Here is an 18,913-nt window from a genome sequence, read left to right as displayed (position 1 = left end):
GGCTGCCTTAACGAAAGTCAAGACTTCTAAAGTATCCTCAGGAACGAGATCAGACATCCGCAAACAGCGAAAATAACGAAATGACCTTGGGATTGCCTTTAAATCTGAGGCAATTGTGAACACTTTCGCGTCGACTTTTTGACATGAAGGACCTATTCAACCACCTGAGAAAAAGGTGAAAAATTCCGTTTCAATGATTGATGGGTGAAAATGGCGAACTATTCCTATATCGGTTATACCCCTGGTGTAATCACGGTGAATACGATTGGGCCGGACACGGTTACGTTGGATGTCAATTTTGATCCCGACACGGATCGACGTTTGTTTAGTGTGACTGACGCAGCTGGTGGTTTTATTCAAAACGGAGGCGGAGCACCTGTTGTCGATACAGGGGATGTTTTCAACGGTGACCGCTTTGACGACGAAGACGGCGATGACCTGACGCAGACCGGTACTATCACCACCCTCGATGGTTCGACCACCTATTTGAGTGGCTCAATATACCTGGAAGAATCCTACATTCTGTCCAAACCAGGCGGAGGCACAATCACTGTATATCGCGTCGAAGTTGACGGCGTATTGGGCGGCTATATTACCTCTGAACCTCTTGTGCCCGGTACGACCTACTCGATGAACATCGTGAATGTCACGCCGACCAATGCGCCCGACACAACTGACCCTGCTGCCATTATTGACGTGCCGTGCTTTGCTGCCGGAACACTTATCATGACGCCAGAAGGTCCGATACCCATCGAGGATCTGAAGGTGGGTGACATGGTCGTCACTGCCGACAATGGACCGCAACACATACGTTGGATCGGGACGCGAAACCTATCGCATGAAGAGCTGGTGAAAAAACCCAAGCTGCTACCAATCCTCATCAAGGCCGGGGCCTTGGGGTGTGACTTGCCAAAACGCGACCTGCTTGTTTCGCCACAGCACCGCATACTGGTTCGATCCCGAATCGCCGTCAGAATGTTCGACGCAGAGGAAATCCTGGTCCCCGCTCGTATTCTTGTCGCCAGCCCTGGTATCAGCGTTGCAGATGACACCGTGTCAGTCACATATCTCCATCTTTTGTTCGACCGCCATGAAATCATCTACGCAGAAGGTGCCCCGTCAGAAAGCCTTTTTGTCGGCGCACAGGCTCTGTCCAGCGTTCCCCCAGAAGCAAGGGCGGAAATCTTCGACCTGTTTCCGGAACTAGAGACCCCAATGTACGTTCCTCAAGCTGTGCGGCACATACCTGAAAACGGAAGACGCGCTCGTGCGCTCGTGTCCCGCCATGTAAAGAACGAACGCCCCTTGATATTCTGAATAGTAATACGCGGTTAAGGTTCCGTGTCAGCCGTGCTTCGCTGCGCGCGGGCCTGTCAGCGCGGGCCACATGGCAAACAGGTACAACCCGATTGCGGCAATCCATAACCCGTCAGCCGTCAGCATGGCCGTCATATATCCACCTGCCAGCCCGGACCCCAACCAGCGGACCAAAGCCGCCGCCGCCATCAGCCCGTATCCGACCGCCATTGGCGACGGTGCAACAAGGGGCCGGCCGCTGTGGCCAAGGGCGGCGCGGCTCATGACGGCAAGGGTCATGCCACCAACGCACCCGATCCCCAAAATGTGAAGCGCGCCGATCTCATTACCATATCCGATGACGGCAGACCCCCACAGCAACAACCCAAGGGCCAGCATCATCAGGCCCAGGTGCAAAGCAATCAGGATCGGCTGCCGCAGCGCCCAACCCGCTCTCCACCGTGCCATGCGCATCAGTTGGGCGCCGCCCAGCAGCAACGCGCAGATACCCGCCAAGGAAACACTGCCCAAGGTCAGCACCAACAACGGCAGCATAAGGGCAAGCGCCATCACGGCCTTTTCCAGCACCGCGTTTGAAACCGGCCACAAGGCTTCGGGCACACCGTCGCGTTTCATTGCATTGCGCGTAAAGGCCGGTGTGATACGCCCCCCCAGTATCGCTATCATTGAACACAAGGTCAGTAGCCCTGCACGAACTCCGGTATTCAGCGTGTCTGTGGTGAGTCCAATCCATTCCAGATGAACCATCAGGTTGGCCAACCATACCAAACTCAGAAGATACAGAAATATCATGTTCTGTGGCTTGGGCCTGCGTACCAGCTGGCTGGCAATTTTCAGGACAAGAATTGGAACAAAGCTCAGATCGATAATTGCGACGGTAGTCGGAGAGAGCGACCCTGATAACCACACAGCCAGCCGCCCCGCCATCCAGATCAGCGCTACGATCGTGACAAAGCGCGCCCGCACTTCCGGCGTACCGGTCCAGTTTGGAACTGCGGTCAGAAAAAACCCACCCAGTGCTGCCGTCGCATAGCCAAAAATCATCTCATGGGCATGCCACATGACCGGGGGCATTCCATAACTTTGCTCGGCATAGGGTAAGAGCCCATCCAGTGAGGCCAGCCAAACACCCCAGGCGACACCAGCAAACACACCATAAAGACCGGCAGAAAGGAAAAATACCCGAAAGCCTTCGCTGAAAATGCGCGATACTGCAGATGACATGCCTGCTCTCCATGGCCCATCTCGTCCTTCAACAAGCAGTACTGTCCGACGGGATTCGGGCACTTAACCGAAATCAAGACGACAAAAACATGTGCGAAAAAAACAGGTTTTATTGCTGAAATCTGCGTCTGGTTTTTGCCCAAAGAACGAAGTTAGCGCCGCGCCCGTTGACTTTGGTCAAGGATGACAATCCCGTGATGGATCAGTCTCCGCATTGCCTCACCACGCAAATGGAGAGTGATCATGTCACTTGGAATCAGCTACAACAAGACCGGCCGCGCTTTTGGGGTCGGATTGGCAATGTTGTTGGGCAGCGTCGCTGCTCCAGCTTTTGCCGACGAGCCAACACTTAGCGACGAAGCCTTTGAAGCTTCGAAACAACTGTACTTTGAACAATGTGCAGGCTGCCACGGGGTTTTGCGCAAAGGCGCTACCGGTAAAAACCTGGAACCGCATTGGAAGAAGACCGCAGCCGACGGCACCGTAACCGAAGGCGGCACCCTGAAACTGGGTCAGGAACGCCTTGAGAAAATCATCGCCTGGGGAACTGAAGGCGGGATGAACAACTTCTCGGACATCATGTCTGAGCAGGAAATCAAGGATATGGCGACATACATCATGATGGAGGCCCCAAAGCCGCCTGAAATGTCGCTGGAACAGATGAAGGCAACCCGCAAGGTCTACGTCGAAGAAGCGGACTATCCGACCGAACCGCTGCACGGCCGCAACTGGGAAAACTTCTTTGTCGTCATCGAACGTGACGTCGGCAAGGTTGCAGTCATTGACGGCGACACGAAAGAAGTGCTGACGCATATTCCGACCGGCTATGCCGTGCACGTCCTGAAGGCTTCCGAGCATCACAACATCACCGAACCCGAAACGCCGGGCCGTTTCTGGTATACAATGGGCCGTGACGGCAAGATGACCAAGATCGACCTCTGGCAGACGCCGGACAAGATGCTGGTTTCGGAAGTCAAGATCGCCTATGACGCGCGCGATGTCGCCGTGTCCGGTGACGGCAAATACGTCATCGGCGGTGGGTACTGGCCGCCTCACTTTGCAATCGTTGACGCGCAGACCATGGAGCCGGTCAAAGTCGTATCGACCCGTGGCACCAACGTAGATGGCGAGTATGTGGAAGAAGCCCGTGTGGCCGCTATCTACACCACGCCGAACGAACCCACCTGGATCGTTGCCGTGAAAGAGCTGGGGCAGCTCTGGCAGGTTGACTACACCGACCTCGACAACTTGCGGATCGACAAGATCAACTCGGCCAAATTCCTGCATGACGGGTTCTTCGACCCGACAGGCCGGTACTTCCAAATCGCGGCTAACGCATCGAACAAGATGGTCGTTGTCGATACTGAAACGCACAAGCTTGAGGCGATGATCGACACCGCTGCCCTGCCGCACCCCGGCCCGGGCGCGAACTGGATTGACCCGAACTGCGGACCTGTGGCGGGCACAACCCACCTGGGTGTCGGTACCGTGACAGTCTGGGGCAACGACCCAGAAGGTCATCCGGATCAGGCCTGGAAAACCTGTTACGAGGTGGAAACCGACGGCCCCGGCCTGTTTGTCCGCACCCACCCGAACTCGGATTACATCTGGGCTGATCAGACCAAACACCCCGAGCCGGAAATTCAGCAATCGGTTCAGGTCATCTCGAAAGAGACCGGCGAGATCGTGAAAACCATCCAGATCACCGAAGACGAAGGCAGTGCCGCTGTTCACTTCGAATTCAACGCCGATGGTACCGAGGTCTGGGTTTCCAAGTGGAACCTGTCGGACTCGAAGGAACCCAACGGTCAGATTGTGATCTTCGACGCCAAGACATTGGAAGAGATCGGTCGGATTGACGGACTTTACGCCCCGACCGGCAAATTCAATGTCTACAACCGGTCGAACCACGTCACCTGACGGGTTCGCAACCTAAACCGGAAAGGGCGGGCCCCTCGCCCGCCCTTTCCTCGTTTGACAGATCCGCCAAACTCACCGGCCTGCCACCTAAGGCCAGACAAGACAGCCAAAACGGAGCCCGGATATGACTTCCGAACCGGATAAGAAAAAACCGATCTGGCGCCGGTATTTCCTGTGGGGAATGCCCGTGGCCGGTATTGCTGCGGCTTTCGCCGCCGGCATCATCTTCTGGGGTGGGTTCAACACCGCCATGGAAGCCACGAATACCAAGGAATTCTGTGTCTCGTGCCACGAGATGCGGGATTTTGTTTATGCGGAATACCAGGGCACGATCCACGACGTGAACCGGTCGGGTGTCGGTGCGGTCTGCTCGGACTGTCACGTGCCCAAGGACTGGACCCATAAGATCATTCGAAAAATAAAAGCCTCAAAAGAGCTTTATGGAAAGATGGTCGGCACCATCAACACCCGAGAGAAATTCGAAGCCAAGCGCATTCATCTTGCCATGAATGAGTGGGAGAGGATGAAATCGACGGACTCGCGTGAATGTCGAAACTGCCATGACTTTGAATCGATGATGCCTGAATTCCAGCGTCCGCGTGCACGTCAGCAGCACCTGAACGCAATGGAAACCGGTCAGACCTGTATCGACTGCCACAAGGGTATTGCACACTCGAACATCCGAGACCGCGCATCCGACGAATATCTGGAAGAGCTTGAAGCGCCAAATCCGGCCTTCATTCGACCAATTCCGCCAGAATACCTTGCCAGCCTTGAGCGGATCGAAGCCAAGGAAGCTGCCGAGGCCGAGGCCGAGAAAGCTGCAAAGAAAGCCCAGCAGGAGGTCGTTCAGGCCCAGATTGCGGCAGCAGTTGACGCCGCTGTCGCGGAAGAGCGGGCAACGGCTGCAACCGATGGTTCGGCAACACCTGCCAGCAGTGAAAGCGGCGATGTCGGTGCCAACATCGACTGGAATGCGGTGGCCAGTGCGGACCTGAAACTGTTCTATCCAGGCCAGGCGTCGTTTGAATGGGTGCAGAACGGAAAAACCCATGGCGGGGCCCGTCCGCTGACCAAAGGTGGCGATCAATGTTCGACCTGTCATGCCAAGGAACTGGATGCGATTGGTAACAAGATCGTTGCCGGTGGCGAGTTGGAACCCACTCCGATCCCCGGCAAACGCGGTGTGATCGACGCAACCGTTCAGGCGGCACATGATGACGAAAACCTGTACATCCGTCTGCAATGGCCGGATGCGGGGCACAACCCTGCTCCGTTTGTCGATGGCGGCAAAATGGATCCTGAAAACCAGATCAAGGTCGCTATGATGATCACCGGAACCGGTATCGAGCTGGGCGATCAGGTCGGGTGCTGGGCGTCGTGCCACGCCGACAACACCTATATGCCCTTTGCGCCTGAGGCCGATGCAATTGCCGCAAACGGGGATGTTTCCGGTCGCCTGACCGCTCAGGACACCGTGACCAAGTACCTCAGCGAAAGCCGCACCGAGATCGAGATCAAAGGTCGAGGCGGCAAGGCTTTGGGCGGTTGGGACAAGTTGCAGGCCGCCGAACAAATCGAGCAGTATCTGGCTGACGGTACCTATCTTGACCTGATGCGTGTCTACGCGGACGGCAGTGCCACAAATGGTTATCTGCTGGAACAGCGGGTGGTCAATGATGGTGAGATTGCAGCCTCGGCAAACCTGTCTGGTGGCATGTGGACGGTTGTTTTCACACGTCCGCTGAACTCAGGCGCACCCGGCGATGTTCCGCTGGAGGCCGGTCAAACCTATACGGTCGGTTTTGCAATCCATGATGATTTTGCCGCCGCACGGTTCCACCACGTAACGCTGGATACCAGCCTAGCGCTGGACGATGACAGCGCGTTTATCAACGTGGTCAAGCAATAACAGTTTGGGGCCGGTTCTCCCGGCCCCAATTACTTTGGAAAGGAGACATGGACCATGAAACCCCACCGCCTTCTTCCCGCGCTGCTGCTTCTTGCCGCGCCAGCCTGGTCTGATGAAACCGCCGAGATCTGCGCCGAAGCCGAAGAACGTTATGTCGAGCTGTTCGGCCACCCCTCGGCCTCGGTCGAGGACGCCAAAGTGGTTTTGATGTACAACTACAATTTCTGCCCGTTCGAACTGACCGTAAAGGCAGGTACAACTGTCCGATGGGTGAATGTCGACAAGCGCACCAGCCACAGTGTGTTGCTGAAAGATGGCAGCAAACCCGAAAGCGACCGGTTGTTCCCGGAAGAAACGGTCGAAATGACCTTCCTGACACCCGGCCCTCAGGATTATCTCTGCGGGCCCCATTGGGAGACACAGAACATGATCGGGATGATCACTGTCGAGCCCTGATCCCGGGTGTTTTCATAGGCTGAACAGAGGGGCGCGGGCGCAAATCCCGCGCTCCTTAACTTATGTCAAGGAGGTTGGTTTTCGATTGCGCCAATCTGCCCTCATGACACGCCCGGCCTACCCAGCAACGTCCCGCAAAAGCATTGGATTCGCGCAGGAAACCCCGGGTTTCGAAGACATTCAGACCCAGCGAGTTTGAACATGAGCGGTAAGGTTTTTCTGATTGGTGCAGGCCCCGGCGACCCCGAACTGATGACGCTGCGTGCCCTGCGAATGCTGCAGGAAGCAGATGTGGTGGTCTATGACAGGCTGGTGTCTGCTGATATCCTGAATCTGCACGCCGAAGGCGCGCGGCTGATCCCTGTTGGGAAAGCGCCCAAATGCCACACCGTCCCACAGGACCGGATCAACGAAATCCTTCTGGAAGAGGCCAGCGCAGGTCACACGGTCGCCCGTCTGAAAGGTGGCGATCCGATGATCTTTGGCCGCGGCTCGGAAGAAGCCGCTTATCTGATGGCCCATGGCGTGGCAGTCGAATACGCACCGGGGATCACGGCGGCGCAGGGCGCGTCCTGCTCGACCGGCGTGCCACTGACCCATCGCGGTCTGGCCACCTCGGTTCAATATGTTACCGGACACCGGCAGGCAGACAAAGTGCTGGATCTGGACTGGAAACGCCTGGCCGACCCGGACACGACACTGGTGGTCTATATGGGTGTGGCCAATATCGGCCAGATCGCCATGGGGCTGATGACCGAAAACCTACCGGGATCAACACCGGTTCTGGCCATCGGAAATGCGACGACACCCGATGAACGCCGGCTGGTGTCACGGCTGGACCAATTGGCCAACGACGTGCGCACCTCCGGGTTGAAGGCACCAACGCTTTTCATCATCGGCAAAGTTGTCTCACTCTACGCCGAACAGCCCGTGGCGAACATTCTGGAACGGGCTCATGGCTAAGCTAGGGTGCAGAAATCGTGTGCCGTGTCCCGCGCCGAACAGAAATGTGCCCGGCCACAAAGGGTGGGTTGCCCGAACCTTTCTGACAACTGCGGTTCTGGCCGCAACGTCCGCCTTTGCTGCCGATGTCATTGACCCCAACGCACTGAAAAGACTTGTGCATCAGGATTGCGGCTCGTGCCACGGGTTATCACTGAAAGGCGGCCTGGGGCCTGATCTGCGCTCGAAAACACTGGAGCATTATGACGCCGAGGTTTTGACCGGCGTCATCCTTGACGGCATCCCCGATACGGCGATGCCCCCGTGGCGGCCCCTGATCAGCGAAGAAGAGGCCGAATGGATTGCCCGATACCTGCTGGAACAGGAGGCACAATGAAACACCTTATCCTCAGCCTTGCGGCGACATTGATGATGACCACGGCCCAGGCCGAGCCGATGGCAACAGGAGACCTTGGGCTGGTGATCGAACGTGCCAGCGGATCGGTCCTGTTGGTGGACCAGTCCGACCGTGCAGCTCTGGCCCGGATAGAAGGATTGGGCGATCTGTCCCACGCCTCGTTGGTCTATTCACCGGATGAACGTTTTGCCTATGTCTTTGGCCGCGACGGAGGCCTGACCAAGGTTGACATTGTCACCCGCCAGATCGTGAACCGTGTTGTGCAGTCCGGAAACGCCATTGGCGGCGCAATCTCGGACGATGGCGCCCTTGTAGCGGTATCGAATTACGAACCCGGCGGTGTGCGCGTGTTTGATGCGCAAACGCTGGAGATGGTGGCTGACATTCCCACCGGCAGCAAAACGATTGGTCTGGTCGACGCGCCGGGTCGCCGTTTCGTTTTCACAATGTGGGACACGGGTGAGACATGGATCGCGGATTTCGCACAAGGCGCGCCCGAGATCACCAAGATCCCCGATATCGGCAAGAACCCTTATGACGCGCTGATCACTGCCAATGGCCGCACCTATATCACCGGCCTGTTTGGCGAGGATGGTCTGACCGCGCTTGATCTGTGGTCCGACAACCCGGAACCGATCCGCGTTCTACCCGGCTATGGCCGTGGTCAGGAGGAAATGCCGGTCTACAAGATGCCCCATCTGGAAGGTTGGGCGCTGACAGGGTCCGAATTTGCCTTGCCCGCCGTTGGCCACCACGAGGTTTTGTGGATCGACTCCACCACCCTGACCGAGACCGGACGCACGCAAACCTACGGACAGCCGGTCTTTGCCATGGCCCGCCCGGACGGGCGGCAGGTCTGGGTTAACTTTGCCCACCCGCTGAACGATACCATTCAGGTCATCGATACCGTCAGCAAACAGATCATCCACGAATTCAAGCCCGGCCCTGCCGTTTTGCACATGGAATTCACACCGCGCGGGCACGAGGTCTGGATCAGTGTGCGCGATGCGAACAAGGTCATGGTTTATGACACGCGTAGCTTCGAAAAACTACGTGAGATCGAGGCCGAAAGCCCGTCGGGTATCTTCTTTACTGCGCGTGCGCACAAAACGGGTCTGTAAGTTATGCAACACATTACAGACCCGATCGACCGCCGCTTGCTGGATGAATTTCAGCGTGATTTCCCGGTGACCGAACGCCCGTTTCAGGTTCTTGGAACCGCTCTTGAACTGGACGAAAGCGAAGTCATCCACCGCCTGACCAGAATGCGCACCACAGGCCGCATCACGCGGGTTGGCGCAACCATCACACCCGGCGTGGTGACGGCCAGTACGCTGGCAGCAGTGTCCGTCCCGGAGGAGCGGCTGGAAGAGGTTGCCGCCCTGATCGACGCCGAGCCGGGTGTAAACCACAATTATCAGCGCGAGGACGCTTGGAACCTCTGGTTCGTCGCTACCGGCCCGGATCGGGCGCATGTGGATGCTACCCTCGCACGGATCAGCCGGGTCACCGGGCTGCTGGTACTGGATTTGCGGCTGGTGCGCCCTTTCAACGTTGATCTTGGGTTCCGCATGATCGGAGGGATCAAAAATGTGCCCACAGCGCGTCAGGTGGATGCATCCGCCATGCGCGACGGCGATCGATGTCTACTGCAAACGCTCAGCTCGGGACTGTCTCTGGTCGCCGAACCTTATGCAGCTTTGGCACATTCGCTGAACCGGGACGTTGATGAGGTGATGGCGCGGATCATCGCGTTGCACGCTGCCGGTATCATTTCGCGGCTGGGTGTCATCGTACGTCACCGGGCGCTTGGCTGGTCGGCCAATGCGATGGTGGTCTGGGACCTGCCGGCAGAGCAGATCGACATCGCTGGCCCCGCTTTGGCCGCTTTCCCAGGGGTGACCTTGTGTTACGAGCGCAACCCGGTGCCCGATGTGTGGCCATATCGCCTGTATTCCATGATCCACGCACGGTCCCGCAGCGAAGCTTTGGACGTACTGGCCCGTGCGACGACCCTGTCCGAACTGACAGGTGCACGGAACAAGGTTCTGTTCTCTACCCGCTGTTTCAAGCAGACCGGCGCCCTGATTCAAACCAAAGAGGTCGCCGCATGACGCTGGACCATACTGACCGTGCGATCCTGAACCGTATGCAGGACGATCTGCCACTGGTTTCACATCCTTACGCAACAGTCGCCAAAGAACTTGACCTGTCCGAGACCGAATTGCTGGCGCGCCTGACGCGCATGAAAGTGTCCCGTGTCATCACACGTTTTGGGCCGTTCTTCGATGCCGCTGCAATGGGCGGTGCCTTCTGCCTCTGCGCAATGGCCGTTCCAGCCGGGGAATTTGAAGCCGTCGTGACCAAAGTCAATGCACACACCGAGGTTGCCCATAATTATGAACGCACGCACCGGCTGAACATGTGGTTCGTACTGGCCACTGAAACGCCCGAAGGAATCAAGGCCACAGCCGATGCAATCGAACGGGAAACGGGGATCGAGGTTCTTTGTTTCCCCAAACTTCAGGAATTCTACATCGGCTTTCGGGTGGCGGCATGATCGACGCAACAGACAGACAGATTATCCAAGCGCTACAGAGCGGATTGCCTCTGGTTTCTGCCCCATATGCTCAGGTTGCTGATGATCTGGGGATGCAGGAAGCCGATCTGCTTGAGAGGCTGTCAGCCCTCAAAGCGCGCGGCGTAATCCGCCGCATCGCGGCCGCCCCCAACCACTACAAGCTTGGCATGACCTCGAACGGCATGACTGTCTGGGATGTCGAAGATGACCGCATCGCCGAATTGGGCGCTCAGATCGGTGCTCTACCCTTTGTCACCCATTGCTATGAACGTCCCCGCGCGTTGCCGGACTGGCCCTATAACCTGTTTGCCATGGTTCACGGATCGGATCGGGATGAGGTCGAAGAAAAGCGAGCCGAGATCGCCGCAATTCTGGGTGACGCCTGCCGGGCCAAGGATATCCTCTATTCCACGCGCATCCTGAAAAAGACCGGGCTGCGCCTGAAAAAGAAAGGCTGAGACGATGTTCCGCCTGACAGAATACATGCACCAGCTGGTCAAGCCGACCCCGGTGCGTAAACACCGCCCCGGCCCTGTGAAACCGGTGGTGATCTGGAACCTGACGCGGCGCTGCAATCTGAAGTGCCGTCATTGCTACACCGTCTCGGCGGATGTTGCGTTCCCGGGCGAGCTCAGCCACGAGCAAGCCATGGTAACCCTTGAGGATCTGGGCCAGTTTCGCGTCCCGGCCCTGATCCTCTCGGGTGGGGAACCACTGGACAGGTTCGATTTCTTCGACATTGCCAAACGTGCCCGCGAGCTTGTGCCGATGCTGGCGCTGTCGACCAACGGAACACGAGTTCATGATGAAACAGCCGACATGATTGCCGACGTTGGTTTCAACTACGTTGGCATCTCGTTGGATGGGATCGGGGCCACAAATGACTGGTTCCGCGGTGTTGAAGGGGCTTTTGCCGACGCCCTGCGCGGTGTGCGCGAATGCAAGAGGCGCGGCATCAAGGTTGGCTTGCGGTTCTGCCTGACCGAAGGCACGCAGCATCACCTGCCGGACCTGCTTCAGCTATGCGATGACGAGGGCGTCGACAAGTTTTACCTGTCGCACCTGGTTTATGCCGGGCGCGGCGACAAGAACCGCGGCGAGGATGCTGAGCATCAGCGCACCCGCAAGGGAATGGATCTGCTGTTGGAGCGCGCGTGGGAGGCTGCCTTGGGCGGTCGCCCGCTGGATATCGTGACTGGCAACAATGACGCAGATGCGGGGTATTTCCTGAACTGGATTCGCACGCATTTCGACACCGAGAAGGCTGCGCATGTCCGCGAGCACCTGGCCGCTTGGGGAGGAAATTCCAGCGGTTTAGGTGTGGCCAATATCGATAATCTGGGCCGGGTTCATCCTGACACCTACTGGTCTGATTACACAGTCGGCAACGTTAAGACGACATCGTTTTCCGAACTTTGGACCAGCGACGATCCGATGCTGGCCATGCTGCGCACGCGTCCGCGCCCCCTCAAGGGGCGCTGTGGGGCCTGTGAGCTAAAGGATGTCTGCGGTGGCAACACCCGCATCCGGGCCCTGCAACTGACCGGTGATCCCTGGGCCGAAGATCCGGCCTGTTACCTGACAAACGAAGAAATCGGTGTTGACGACGCAGGTGAGCGCCTGCGGGTCACGCCGTTCCGGGGGAAAAGCCATGATCCGGCGCATCAGTTCTTTTGATCCTGTCTGCTTTGAGCCTTCGACATGGGCGCCAGAGACACGTAACGGAGCCTCCGGCGGGAGTATTTTTGAAAAGATGAAGGTCGTGTTGATGTGTTCTGTACTGGGCGCCGGTGGTGCCTGGGCGGATGCACCAACGGATTATGCCGAGCATTGTGCGTCCTGCCACGGTGAAAACCGCCTGGGCGGTGTGGGCCCGGCACTGATCCCAGAGACGCTGCAGCGCATGCGTGGGCCGCGTATCGCGGCGGTGATTGCGGAAGGGCGCGCGGCGACGCAAATGCCTGCTTTCTCGCACGAACTCGATGCTTTGCAGATTGAGGAGCTGGCCGGCTGGTTGAAATCACCGTTGGAAACCGACCCCGAATGGGGCGAGGCCCATATCATGGACAGCCGCACGCTGGATGACGGTTATTTCCCGGTTGATGCGCCAGTGTGGTCAAGTGACCCGATGAACATCACCCTGGTGGTCGAAACCGGGGATCATCATGTCAGCGTGCTGGATGGTGACACGTTTGAGGTTTTGGACCGGTTCGAGACACCCTTCGCGGTTCACGGCGGGCCGAAGTTCAGCCCGGATGGGCGTTACGTTTTCATCATGTCCCGGGATGGCTGGGTTCAGAAATACGACATCTGGGCCCTGCAACAGGTGGGACGCGTACGGGCGGGGCTTAACAGCCGAAACATCGCAATGTCCGGTGACGGCAAGTGGCTGGCCGTTGCGAATTATCTGCCAAACAGTCTGACCCTGCTGTCGACCGAAGACCTGTCGGTGGAAAAAGTCATTGCGATCAAAGGAAAAGCGGGAAAATCAAGTCGTGTATCCGCGGTGTATCAGGCCCCCCCGCGTGAGAGCTTTGTTCTGGCGCTCAAGGATGTTCCCGAGATCTGGGAGGTCTTTTACGGAGCCAACCCGCCGCAATCCGGGTTGGGTCACGACTTCCGCATCGAAGGGCAGTTCAAGAACCCCGACCCCTTCCCGGTGCGCAAGATCACCACGCCCGACTATCTGGACGATTTCTTTTTCGATCAAAGCTATGAATACGTGATGGGTGCCGCGCGCGATGGCAAGGGCGGACAGGTGATCGACCTTGTTATTGGGCACAAGGTGGCCGATCTGGACTTGCCGGGGATGCCGCATCTGGGCTCGGGGATTACGTGGAAGCATGGCGATACGACCGTCATGGCCACACCGCATCTGACCGACGGCACGGTGTCGGTGATCGACATGGGGACTTGGGAAACTATCAAGCGGATAAAGACCGAAGGGCCGGGCTTCTTCATGCGGAGCCACGAGAATTCGCCTTACGTCTGGGCCGATGTCTTCTTTGGTCCCAACAAGGACGCCATGCATGTGATAGACAAGCAAAGCCTTGAAATCGTAAGAACTTTGCGCCCTGCCCCGAGCAAGACCGTGGCACATGTCGAGTTCACAAAGGATGGCCGCCACGCGCTTGTATCAATCTGGGAAGATGACGGCGCGGTGATCGTTTATGATGCGCAGACGCTGGAAGAAGTGCGCCGCTTGCCGATGCGTAAACCGTCTGGGAAGTACAATGTCTGGAACAAAATCACCTTCTCGGAAGGCACCAGCCACTGAGGGCAAATGGCCGGTCTGGAAACTGGCCATTCTGCTTTATCCAGCCACCATGTTGACCGTGGCCATCAACCTGTTTCTGGCCGGGCTGATCCTGCACAGCGCCGGTTTCGGGGTGATTGGACCGGTTCCAGCGATCCTTTGGTCAATACCTTTGGGCATACCCGCGTCTTGGTTGGCGGGGCGATGGGTGCGTGGGTTGATGGACGAAGCGGACGGCTGAAGGGAATTTCCAAAGGCCTGACGAAAGTCAAGTATCGGACAGGGAAAACCGCCTACGACTCGGGAAAGAATACCGAGTTGGATTCTCCATGCCTGCCTTTAACTCCTTCCACACCCTCCCTGTTCGCGCATTACGCGCGGCGTGTGGACTGGCAGGTATTTTCCTTCTGTTGTTGCAAATGCTTGGCCCGGTTCTGGCGAGTCCCGGTGAGAGCATGTGGGTGGAGATCTGCTCGGAGGCGGGCGCGGTCTGGGTTCAAGTTGACCTTGAAGAAGAAGGCGACAACGATCCAACCGCGCCCTGCCCGAAATGCGCGGACTGTGCGCTTTGTGCGGTGACGGTGTCAGCACCGATGCCGGGCGCTTTGCAGCCCGCAAGCGTCGTAAATGTTCAAAATGTACGCTTTGAACATGGGGGGCAGTGCATTTTGTACAGCCCCAAACACCTGTGGCCCGAAACCCGGGGGCCCCCGTTCACGACCCAAGAAGAATCTGAACGCGCCCCGCGCGCGTCCATGGCGTCTACCCAATTGATCGGAGGTGCGCCGTGGTTATAAGTCGCGCAATCCATTTCCTTCTGGCCCTCGTTCTGTCCTGCGGTGTTGCAATCAGTGCACGCGCCGACAGTCTTGCCAGCTTTCTTCCTGACATTGATCCGGCTGACCTGGCCCCGGGTGCCGACGCGTTTGGCCCGGTACGCAGCGACGTGAAGGTTGCCCCGGTCCTTCGGGGTGCCGAGACCATCGCGTGGGCTTTTCTGACTTCGGACTTTGTCGGAACGACCGGCTATTCCGGCAAACCCATTCACGTGGTTGCCGCCATCGACGCGGATGCTGTTCTGACCGGTGTTCAGCTGGTCAAGCATTCCGAACCCATCGTGCTGATCGGTATTCCCAATTCCCGGATGGTGGAACTGACCGAAGGCTATGCGGGCCTTGACCTGAAACGAGAGGCCGAGACCGGGGGTGAGGGGCATGACCTAGACATTATCTCGGGTGCGACCGTGACGATCATGGTGATCGATGACAGCCTTGTGCGCGGAGGGATCAAAGTGGCCCGCGCGCTGGGGCTGGGCGGATTGTCTCCGGTACAGGCTGGCGGGCCGAAGCGCGAAGTCGATATGGCGCAGGATGCCATTTACGACTGGACCACATTGTCTGGAGACGGCTCGGTCCGGCGGATGACGCTGGATGTCGGGCAGGTCAATGCCGCCTTTGAAGCCACCGGGGATCAGCGCGCGATCAAGCGACCCGAACCGGGCGCGCCGGATGACACCTTCATCGACATGCACATGGCGCTTGTTTCGGTGCCATCGATCGGCAAGTCGCTGCTGGGTGAGGCTGAATACCAGAACCTGACCAACTGGCTGGACGAGGGCGAACAGGCCATTCTGGTACTGGGGCGCGGGGCCTATAGTTTCAAGGGATCGGGCTATGTCCGGGGTGGGATCTTTGACCGGATTCAGCTGATCCAGGGCGACAGCTCAGTGCGGTTCTTTGACAAGCAGCAGCGCCGTCTGGGTGAGGTTGCCGCGCCAGATGCCCCCAGCTTTACCGAACTGGATATCTTCAAGATCCCCGCTGATGCCGAGTTTGACCCGGCCGAGCCGTTCCGCCTGCAATTGCTGGCGCAGCGTGCCGTCGGGGCGGTTGAAAAGACCTTTCTGACCTTCGATCTGGGATACAAACTGCCGGAACAGTACCTGTTGCCAGTCACCACCCCATCGGTTGTGGATGATGCAACCGGCGAAGCGGCCGCCAAGGCCGCCCTGTGGCAGCGCATCTGGAAGGATCGCACTGTCGAGATCGCCGGGCTTGGTGTCATGCTGCTGGTGCTGACGGCCACGTTCTTCTTCCAGTTCCACGCCACGATGAATGCGCGCGTCTTCTACTGGTTCCGCATCGGGTACCTGACGATAACCCTGTTCTTCATCGGCTGGTATGCCAATGCACAGCTGAGCGTGGTGAACCTGATGGCACTGGCGGGCAGTTTACGCACCGGGTTCTCGTGGGATGCGTTCCTGCTGGATCCGCTGGTCTTTATCCAGTGGTTTGCCGTTGCCGCCGCGCTGTTGTTCTGGGGTCGTGGGGCCTATTGCGGCTGGCTGTGCCCGTTTGGCGCACTTCAGGAGCTGACCAACAAGATCGCACGGGCGCTGAAAGTGCCGCAATGGACTTTGCCATGGGGTCTGAACGAGCGGCTGTGGCCTGCGAAATACATGATCTTTCTGGGTCTTTTTGGCCTGAGTTTCGTGTCGATCCCGCTGGCCGAGCAATATGCCGAGATCGAACCGTTCAAGACCGCGATCATTCTGAAATTCATGCGCGACTGGCCGTTTGTGGTCTTTGCGCTGGTCCTGCTGGGGATCGGGCTGTTCGTTGAGCGGTTCTATTGCCGCTATCTTTGCCCGCTGGGCGGAGCGCTGGCGATCCCTGCCCGTATCCGCATGTTCGACTGGCTGCGCCGCTACAACGATTGTGGCACGCCCTGTCAGACCTGCGCCAATGAATGCCCCGTTCAGGCGATCCACCCCACCGGTGAGATCAATCCGAACGAGTGCGTCACCTGCCTGCATTGTCAGGTGCTCTATCAGTCCGAGGACAAATGTCCCGTCGTTATCCGCCAACTGAAACGGCGGGCCAAGACCGGGTCGGTCACACCTAAGACCCCCCTCGGGCAACCACCGGCGAACCATCCGAACGCCAAACCGAAAACCGTTTCCTAAAAGGAGGAACGACCATGTCGGACCAAGAAAACAAACTGAACATCACGCGCCGCGGTATGCTGGGGGCCACTGCCACCGGTGCCGTCATCGCCGGGACCGGTCTGGGATCGACCCTGATGACCGCGAAAGAGGCCAGCGCTGCCGCCAAGCAGCATCTGGAGCCGGGCGAGCTGGACGAATATTACGGCTTCTGGTCGTCGGGCCAGACCGGCGAGCTGCGCATTCTGGGCGTGCCGTCCATGCGCGAGCTGATGCGGGTGCCGGTGTTCAACCGCTGTTCGGCCACGGGCTGGGGCCAGACCAACGAGTCGCTGAAGGTTCTGACCGAAGGCCTGCTGCCTGAAACCAAGGAATTCCTGGCTGCAAACGGCAAGGTCACCTATGACAACGGCGACCTGCACCACCCGCATATGTCTTTCACCGATGGCACCTATGATGGCCGTTATCTGTTCATGAACGACAAGGCCAACACCCGCGTGGCCCGTGTGCGTTGTGACGTGATGAAATGCGACAAGATCATCGAAATCCCGAACGCGCATGACATCCACGGCCTGCGTCCGCAGAAATTCCCGCGCACCGGCTATGTCTTTGCCAATGGTGAGCACGAGGCCCCGCTGGTCAATGACGGCCAGATCCTTGATGACCCGTCGCAATATGTGAACATCTTTACTGCCATCGACGGCGACAGCATGGAAATTGCGTGGCAGGTGATGGTGTCGGGCAACCTCGACAACACCGACTGCGACTATCAGGGTAAATACGCCTTCTCGACCTCGTATAACTCGGAAATGGGTATGAACCTGGCCGAGATGACCGAGAACGAGCTGGACCACGTGGTCGTGTTCAACCTCAAGGGCATCGAGGATGCGATTGCCGCGGGTAACTATCAGGAACTGAACGGCGTCAAGGTCGTGGACGGGCGTAAAGAGGCGGGTGGAAACCTGACCCGGTACATCCCGATCCCGAACTCGCCGCACGGTGTGAACGCGGCACCCGACAAGAAACACATCATGATCAACGGCAAGCTGTCGCCGACCGTGTCCGTGATCGATGTGGAAAAGGTCGATGCGCTGTTCAGCGAAAACGCCGATCCGCGTTCCGCTGTTGTCGCCGAGCCGCAGCTGGGTCTTGGCCCGCTTCACACGGCATTCGACGGCAAGGGCAACGCCTATACCACCCTGTTCCTGGACAGCCAGGTGGTGAAGTGGGACATCGCCAAGGCGATCGAGGCCTATGCGGGTGCCGATGTTGACCCGATCGTCGACAAGGTCGACGTGCATTACCAGCCGGGCCACAACTCGACCTCGATGGGTGAAACTGCCGAAGCCGATGGCAAGTGGCTGATTTCGATGAACAAGTTCTCGAAAGACCGCTTCCTGAACGTGGGTCCTCTGAAGCCCGAGAATGAGCAGCTGATCGATATTTCCGGCGACAAGATGAAGGTGGTCCATGACGGCCCGACCTTTGCCGAGCCGCATGACTCGATCATTGTTCACCGGTCCAAGGTGAACCCGGTCAATGTCTGGGACCGCAACGACCCGATGTGGGAAGAGGCGCGTGCGCAGGCTGCCGCTGACGGTGTCGATCTGGACGAAGGTGCCGAGGAACCGATCCGGGATGGCAACAAGGTGCGGGTCTACATGACCTCGACCGCGCCCGTGTTCAGCATGGAGAAGTTCACCGTCAACCAGGGTGACGAGGTGACCGTTTATGTCACCAACCTGGACGACGTGGATGATGTGACCCACGGCTTCTGCCTGTCGAACTTCGGTATCGCGATGGAAGTTGCACCGCAGGCCACCGCCTCGGTCACGTTCATTGCAGACCGTCCGGGCGTGCACTGGTTCTATTGCCAGTGGTTCTGTCACGCGCTGCACATGGAGATGCGCGGCCGGATGTTTGTTGAGCCGCGGAGCGCATAA

General features: G+C 58.2%; 16 protein-coding genes. 15 read left to right on the top strand and 1 reads right to left on the bottom strand.

The genetic code is table 11. From position 1 onward, the window contains the following. The first annotated feature begins 210 nt into the window (after nucleotides 1–210). Nucleotides 211–1,317 (top strand): Hint domain-containing protein, encoded by a 1,107-nt coding sequence (locus tag ACR0CE_RS15695; RefSeq protein ID WP_480559904.1) that lies wholly within the window; start codon nucleotides 211–213, stop codon nucleotides 1,315–1,317. Between the two features lie 27 nt (nucleotides 1,318–1,344). On the opposite strand, the gene ACR0CE_RS15690 is transcribed toward ACR0CE_RS15695, so the two are convergent. Continuing rightward, nucleotides 1,345–2,541, bottom strand: coding sequence for an NnrS family protein (locus tag ACR0CE_RS15690; RefSeq protein ID WP_480833138.1), 1,197 nt, complete (start codon nucleotides 2,539–2,541; stop codon nucleotides 1,345–1,347). A 243-nt stretch (nucleotides 2,542–2,784) separates the two neighbouring features. Between ACR0CE_RS15690 and ACR0CE_RS15685 the strand changes: the two genes are divergently transcribed. From ACR0CE_RS15685 to nosZ, 14 genes are all read left to right on the top strand, one after another. Further along, a complete protein-coding gene (locus tag ACR0CE_RS15685) occupies nucleotides 2,785–4,461 on the top strand; it encodes a cytochrome D1 domain-containing protein (protein WP_480477367.1) in 1,677 nt (558 codons plus the stop codon). 124 nt (nucleotides 4,462–4,585) lie between these two features. Beyond that, nucleotides 4,586–6,373, top strand: coding sequence for a NapC/NirT family cytochrome c (locus ACR0CE_RS15680; RefSeq protein ID WP_480833137.1), 1,788 nt, complete (start codon nucleotides 4,586–4,588; stop codon nucleotides 6,371–6,373). 54 nt (nucleotides 6,374–6,427) lie between these two features. Continuing rightward, the gene (locus tag ACR0CE_RS15675; RefSeq protein WP_480833136.1) at nucleotides 6,428–6,829 is read left to right on the top strand and encodes a cupredoxin domain-containing protein; all 402 of its coding nucleotides are present in this window, start codon (nucleotides 6,428–6,430) and stop codon (nucleotides 6,827–6,829) included. Nucleotides 6,830–7,030: 201 nt separating this feature from the next. Next, complete coding sequence (cobA, locus tag ACR0CE_RS15670) at nucleotides 7,031–7,792, top strand: uroporphyrinogen-III C-methyltransferase (protein ID WP_480484311.1); 762 nt, start codon at nucleotides 7,031–7,033, stop codon at nucleotides 7,790–7,792. A gap of 46 nt (nucleotides 7,793–7,838) precedes the next feature. Then, nucleotides 7,839–8,168: a c-type cytochrome gene (locus ACR0CE_RS15665; RefSeq protein WP_480488726.1), complete on the top strand. Its 330-nt coding sequence runs from the start codon at nucleotides 7,839–7,841 to the stop codon at nucleotides 8,166–8,168. Next, nucleotides 8,165–9,310: a cytochrome D1 domain-containing protein gene (locus tag ACR0CE_RS15660; protein WP_480774216.1), complete on the top strand. Its 1,146-nt coding sequence runs from the start codon at nucleotides 8,165–8,167 to the stop codon at nucleotides 9,308–9,310. The genes ACR0CE_RS15665 and ACR0CE_RS15660 overlap by 4 nt, the downstream gene beginning before the upstream one ends. Nucleotides 9,311–9,313: 3 nt before the next feature. Beyond that, the gene (gene ahbB / locus ACR0CE_RS15655) at nucleotides 9,314–10,303 is read left to right on the top strand and encodes a siroheme decarboxylase subunit beta (protein ID WP_480833135.1); all 990 of its coding nucleotides are present in this window, start codon (nucleotides 9,314–9,316) and stop codon (nucleotides 10,301–10,303) included. Beyond that, complete coding sequence (locus tag ACR0CE_RS15650; protein WP_480833134.1) at nucleotides 10,300–10,749, top strand: Lrp/AsnC family transcriptional regulator; 450 nt, start codon at nucleotides 10,300–10,302, stop codon at nucleotides 10,747–10,749. Before ahbB (ACR0CE_RS15655) ends, ACR0CE_RS15650 begins: the two co-directional genes overlap by 4 nt. Further along, entirely contained in the window at nucleotides 10,746–11,228 is a 483-nt protein-coding gene (gene ahbB, locus ACR0CE_RS15645) for a siroheme decarboxylase subunit beta (protein ID WP_480833133.1), read from the top strand. The genes ACR0CE_RS15650 and ahbB (ACR0CE_RS15645) overlap by 4 nt, the downstream gene beginning before the upstream one ends. Before the next feature lie 4 nt (nucleotides 11,229–11,232). Continuing rightward, nucleotides 11,233–12,447 (top strand): heme d1 biosynthesis radical SAM protein NirJ, encoded by a 1,215-nt coding sequence (gene nirJ, locus ACR0CE_RS15640; RefSeq protein ID WP_480833132.1) that lies wholly within the window; start codon nucleotides 11,233–11,235, stop codon nucleotides 12,445–12,447. A gap of 76 nt (nucleotides 12,448–12,523) precedes the next feature. Next, nucleotides 12,524–14,047, top strand: coding sequence for a cytochrome D1 domain-containing protein (locus ACR0CE_RS15635; protein WP_480833131.1), 1,524 nt, complete (start codon nucleotides 12,524–12,526; stop codon nucleotides 14,045–14,047). Next, nucleotides 14,004–14,267 carry a hypothetical protein gene (locus ACR0CE_RS15630; protein WP_209507042.1) on the top strand — a complete coding sequence of 88 codons (264 nt, stop codon included), beginning with the start codon at nucleotides 14,004–14,006 and terminating at the stop codon, nucleotides 14,265–14,267. The genes ACR0CE_RS15635 and ACR0CE_RS15630 overlap by 44 nt, the downstream gene beginning before the upstream one ends. 546 nt (nucleotides 14,268–14,813) lie before the next feature. Then, on the top strand, nucleotides 14,814–16,991 hold the full coding sequence (locus ACR0CE_RS15625; protein WP_480833130.1) for a 4Fe-4S binding protein: 2,178 nt from the start codon (nucleotides 14,814–14,816) through the stop codon (nucleotides 16,989–16,991). A gap of 14 nt (nucleotides 16,992–17,005) precedes the next feature. After that, nucleotides 17,006–18,913 carry a TAT-dependent nitrous-oxide reductase gene (gene nosZ, locus ACR0CE_RS15620; protein WP_480833129.1) on the top strand — a complete coding sequence of 636 codons (1,908 nt, stop codon included), beginning with the start codon at nucleotides 17,006–17,008 and terminating at the stop codon, nucleotides 18,911–18,913.

It is taken from the genome of Ruegeria sp. L11 (genome assembly GCF_056531755.1).
The sequence above is the reverse complement of the archived record's forward strand: the minus strand, read 5'-3'. Positions and strand labels throughout refer to the sequence as shown.

What these genes read in the sequence shown, in the direction of transcription:
- ACR0CE_RS15685 (WP_480477367.1), top strand. Translation starts at nt 2,785, where the DNA reads ATGTCACTTGGAATCAGCTACAACAAGACCGGCCGCGCTTTTGGGGTC.
- ACR0CE_RS15650 (WP_480833134.1), top strand. Translation starts at nt 10,300, where the DNA reads ATGACGCTGGACCATACTGACCGTGCGATCCTGAACCGTATGCAGGAC.
- nirJ (WP_480833132.1), top strand. Translation starts at nt 11,233, where the DNA reads ATGTTCCGCCTGACAGAATACATGCACCAGCTGGTCAAGCCGACCCCG.
- ahbB (WP_480833135.1), top strand. Translation starts at nt 9,314, where the DNA reads ATGCAACACATTACAGACCCGATCGACCGCCGCTTGCTGGATGAATTT.
- ACR0CE_RS15690 (WP_480833138.1), bottom strand. Translation starts at nt 2,541, where the DNA reads ATGTCATCTGCAGTATCGCGCATTTTCAGCGAAGGCTTTCGGGTATTT.
- ahbB (WP_480833133.1), top strand. Translation starts at nt 10,746, where the DNA reads ATGATCGACGCAACAGACAGACAGATTATCCAAGCGCTACAGAGCGGA.
- ACR0CE_RS15635 (WP_480833131.1), top strand. Translation starts at nt 12,524, where the DNA reads ATGAAGGTCGTGTTGATGTGTTCTGTACTGGGCGCCGGTGGTGCCTGG.
- ACR0CE_RS15695 (WP_480559904.1), top strand. Translation starts at nt 211, where the DNA reads ATGGCGAACTATTCCTATATCGGTTATACCCCTGGTGTAATCACGGTG.
- ACR0CE_RS15660 (WP_480774216.1), top strand. Translation starts at nt 8,165, where the DNA reads ATGAAACACCTTATCCTCAGCCTTGCGGCGACATTGATGATGACCACG.
- ACR0CE_RS15630 (WP_209507042.1), top strand. Translation starts at nt 14,004, where the DNA reads ATGTCTGGAACAAAATCACCTTCTCGGAAGGCACCAGCCACTGAGGGC.
- ACR0CE_RS15680 (WP_480833137.1), top strand. Translation starts at nt 4,586, where the DNA reads ATGACTTCCGAACCGGATAAGAAAAAACCGATCTGGCGCCGGTATTTC.
- ACR0CE_RS15675 (WP_480833136.1), top strand. Translation starts at nt 6,428, where the DNA reads ATGAAACCCCACCGCCTTCTTCCCGCGCTGCTGCTTCTTGCCGCGCCA.
- cobA (WP_480484311.1), top strand. Translation starts at nt 7,031, where the DNA reads ATGAGCGGTAAGGTTTTTCTGATTGGTGCAGGCCCCGGCGACCCCGAA.
- nosZ (WP_480833129.1), top strand. Translation starts at nt 17,006, where the DNA reads ATGTCGGACCAAGAAAACAAACTGAACATCACGCGCCGCGGTATGCTG.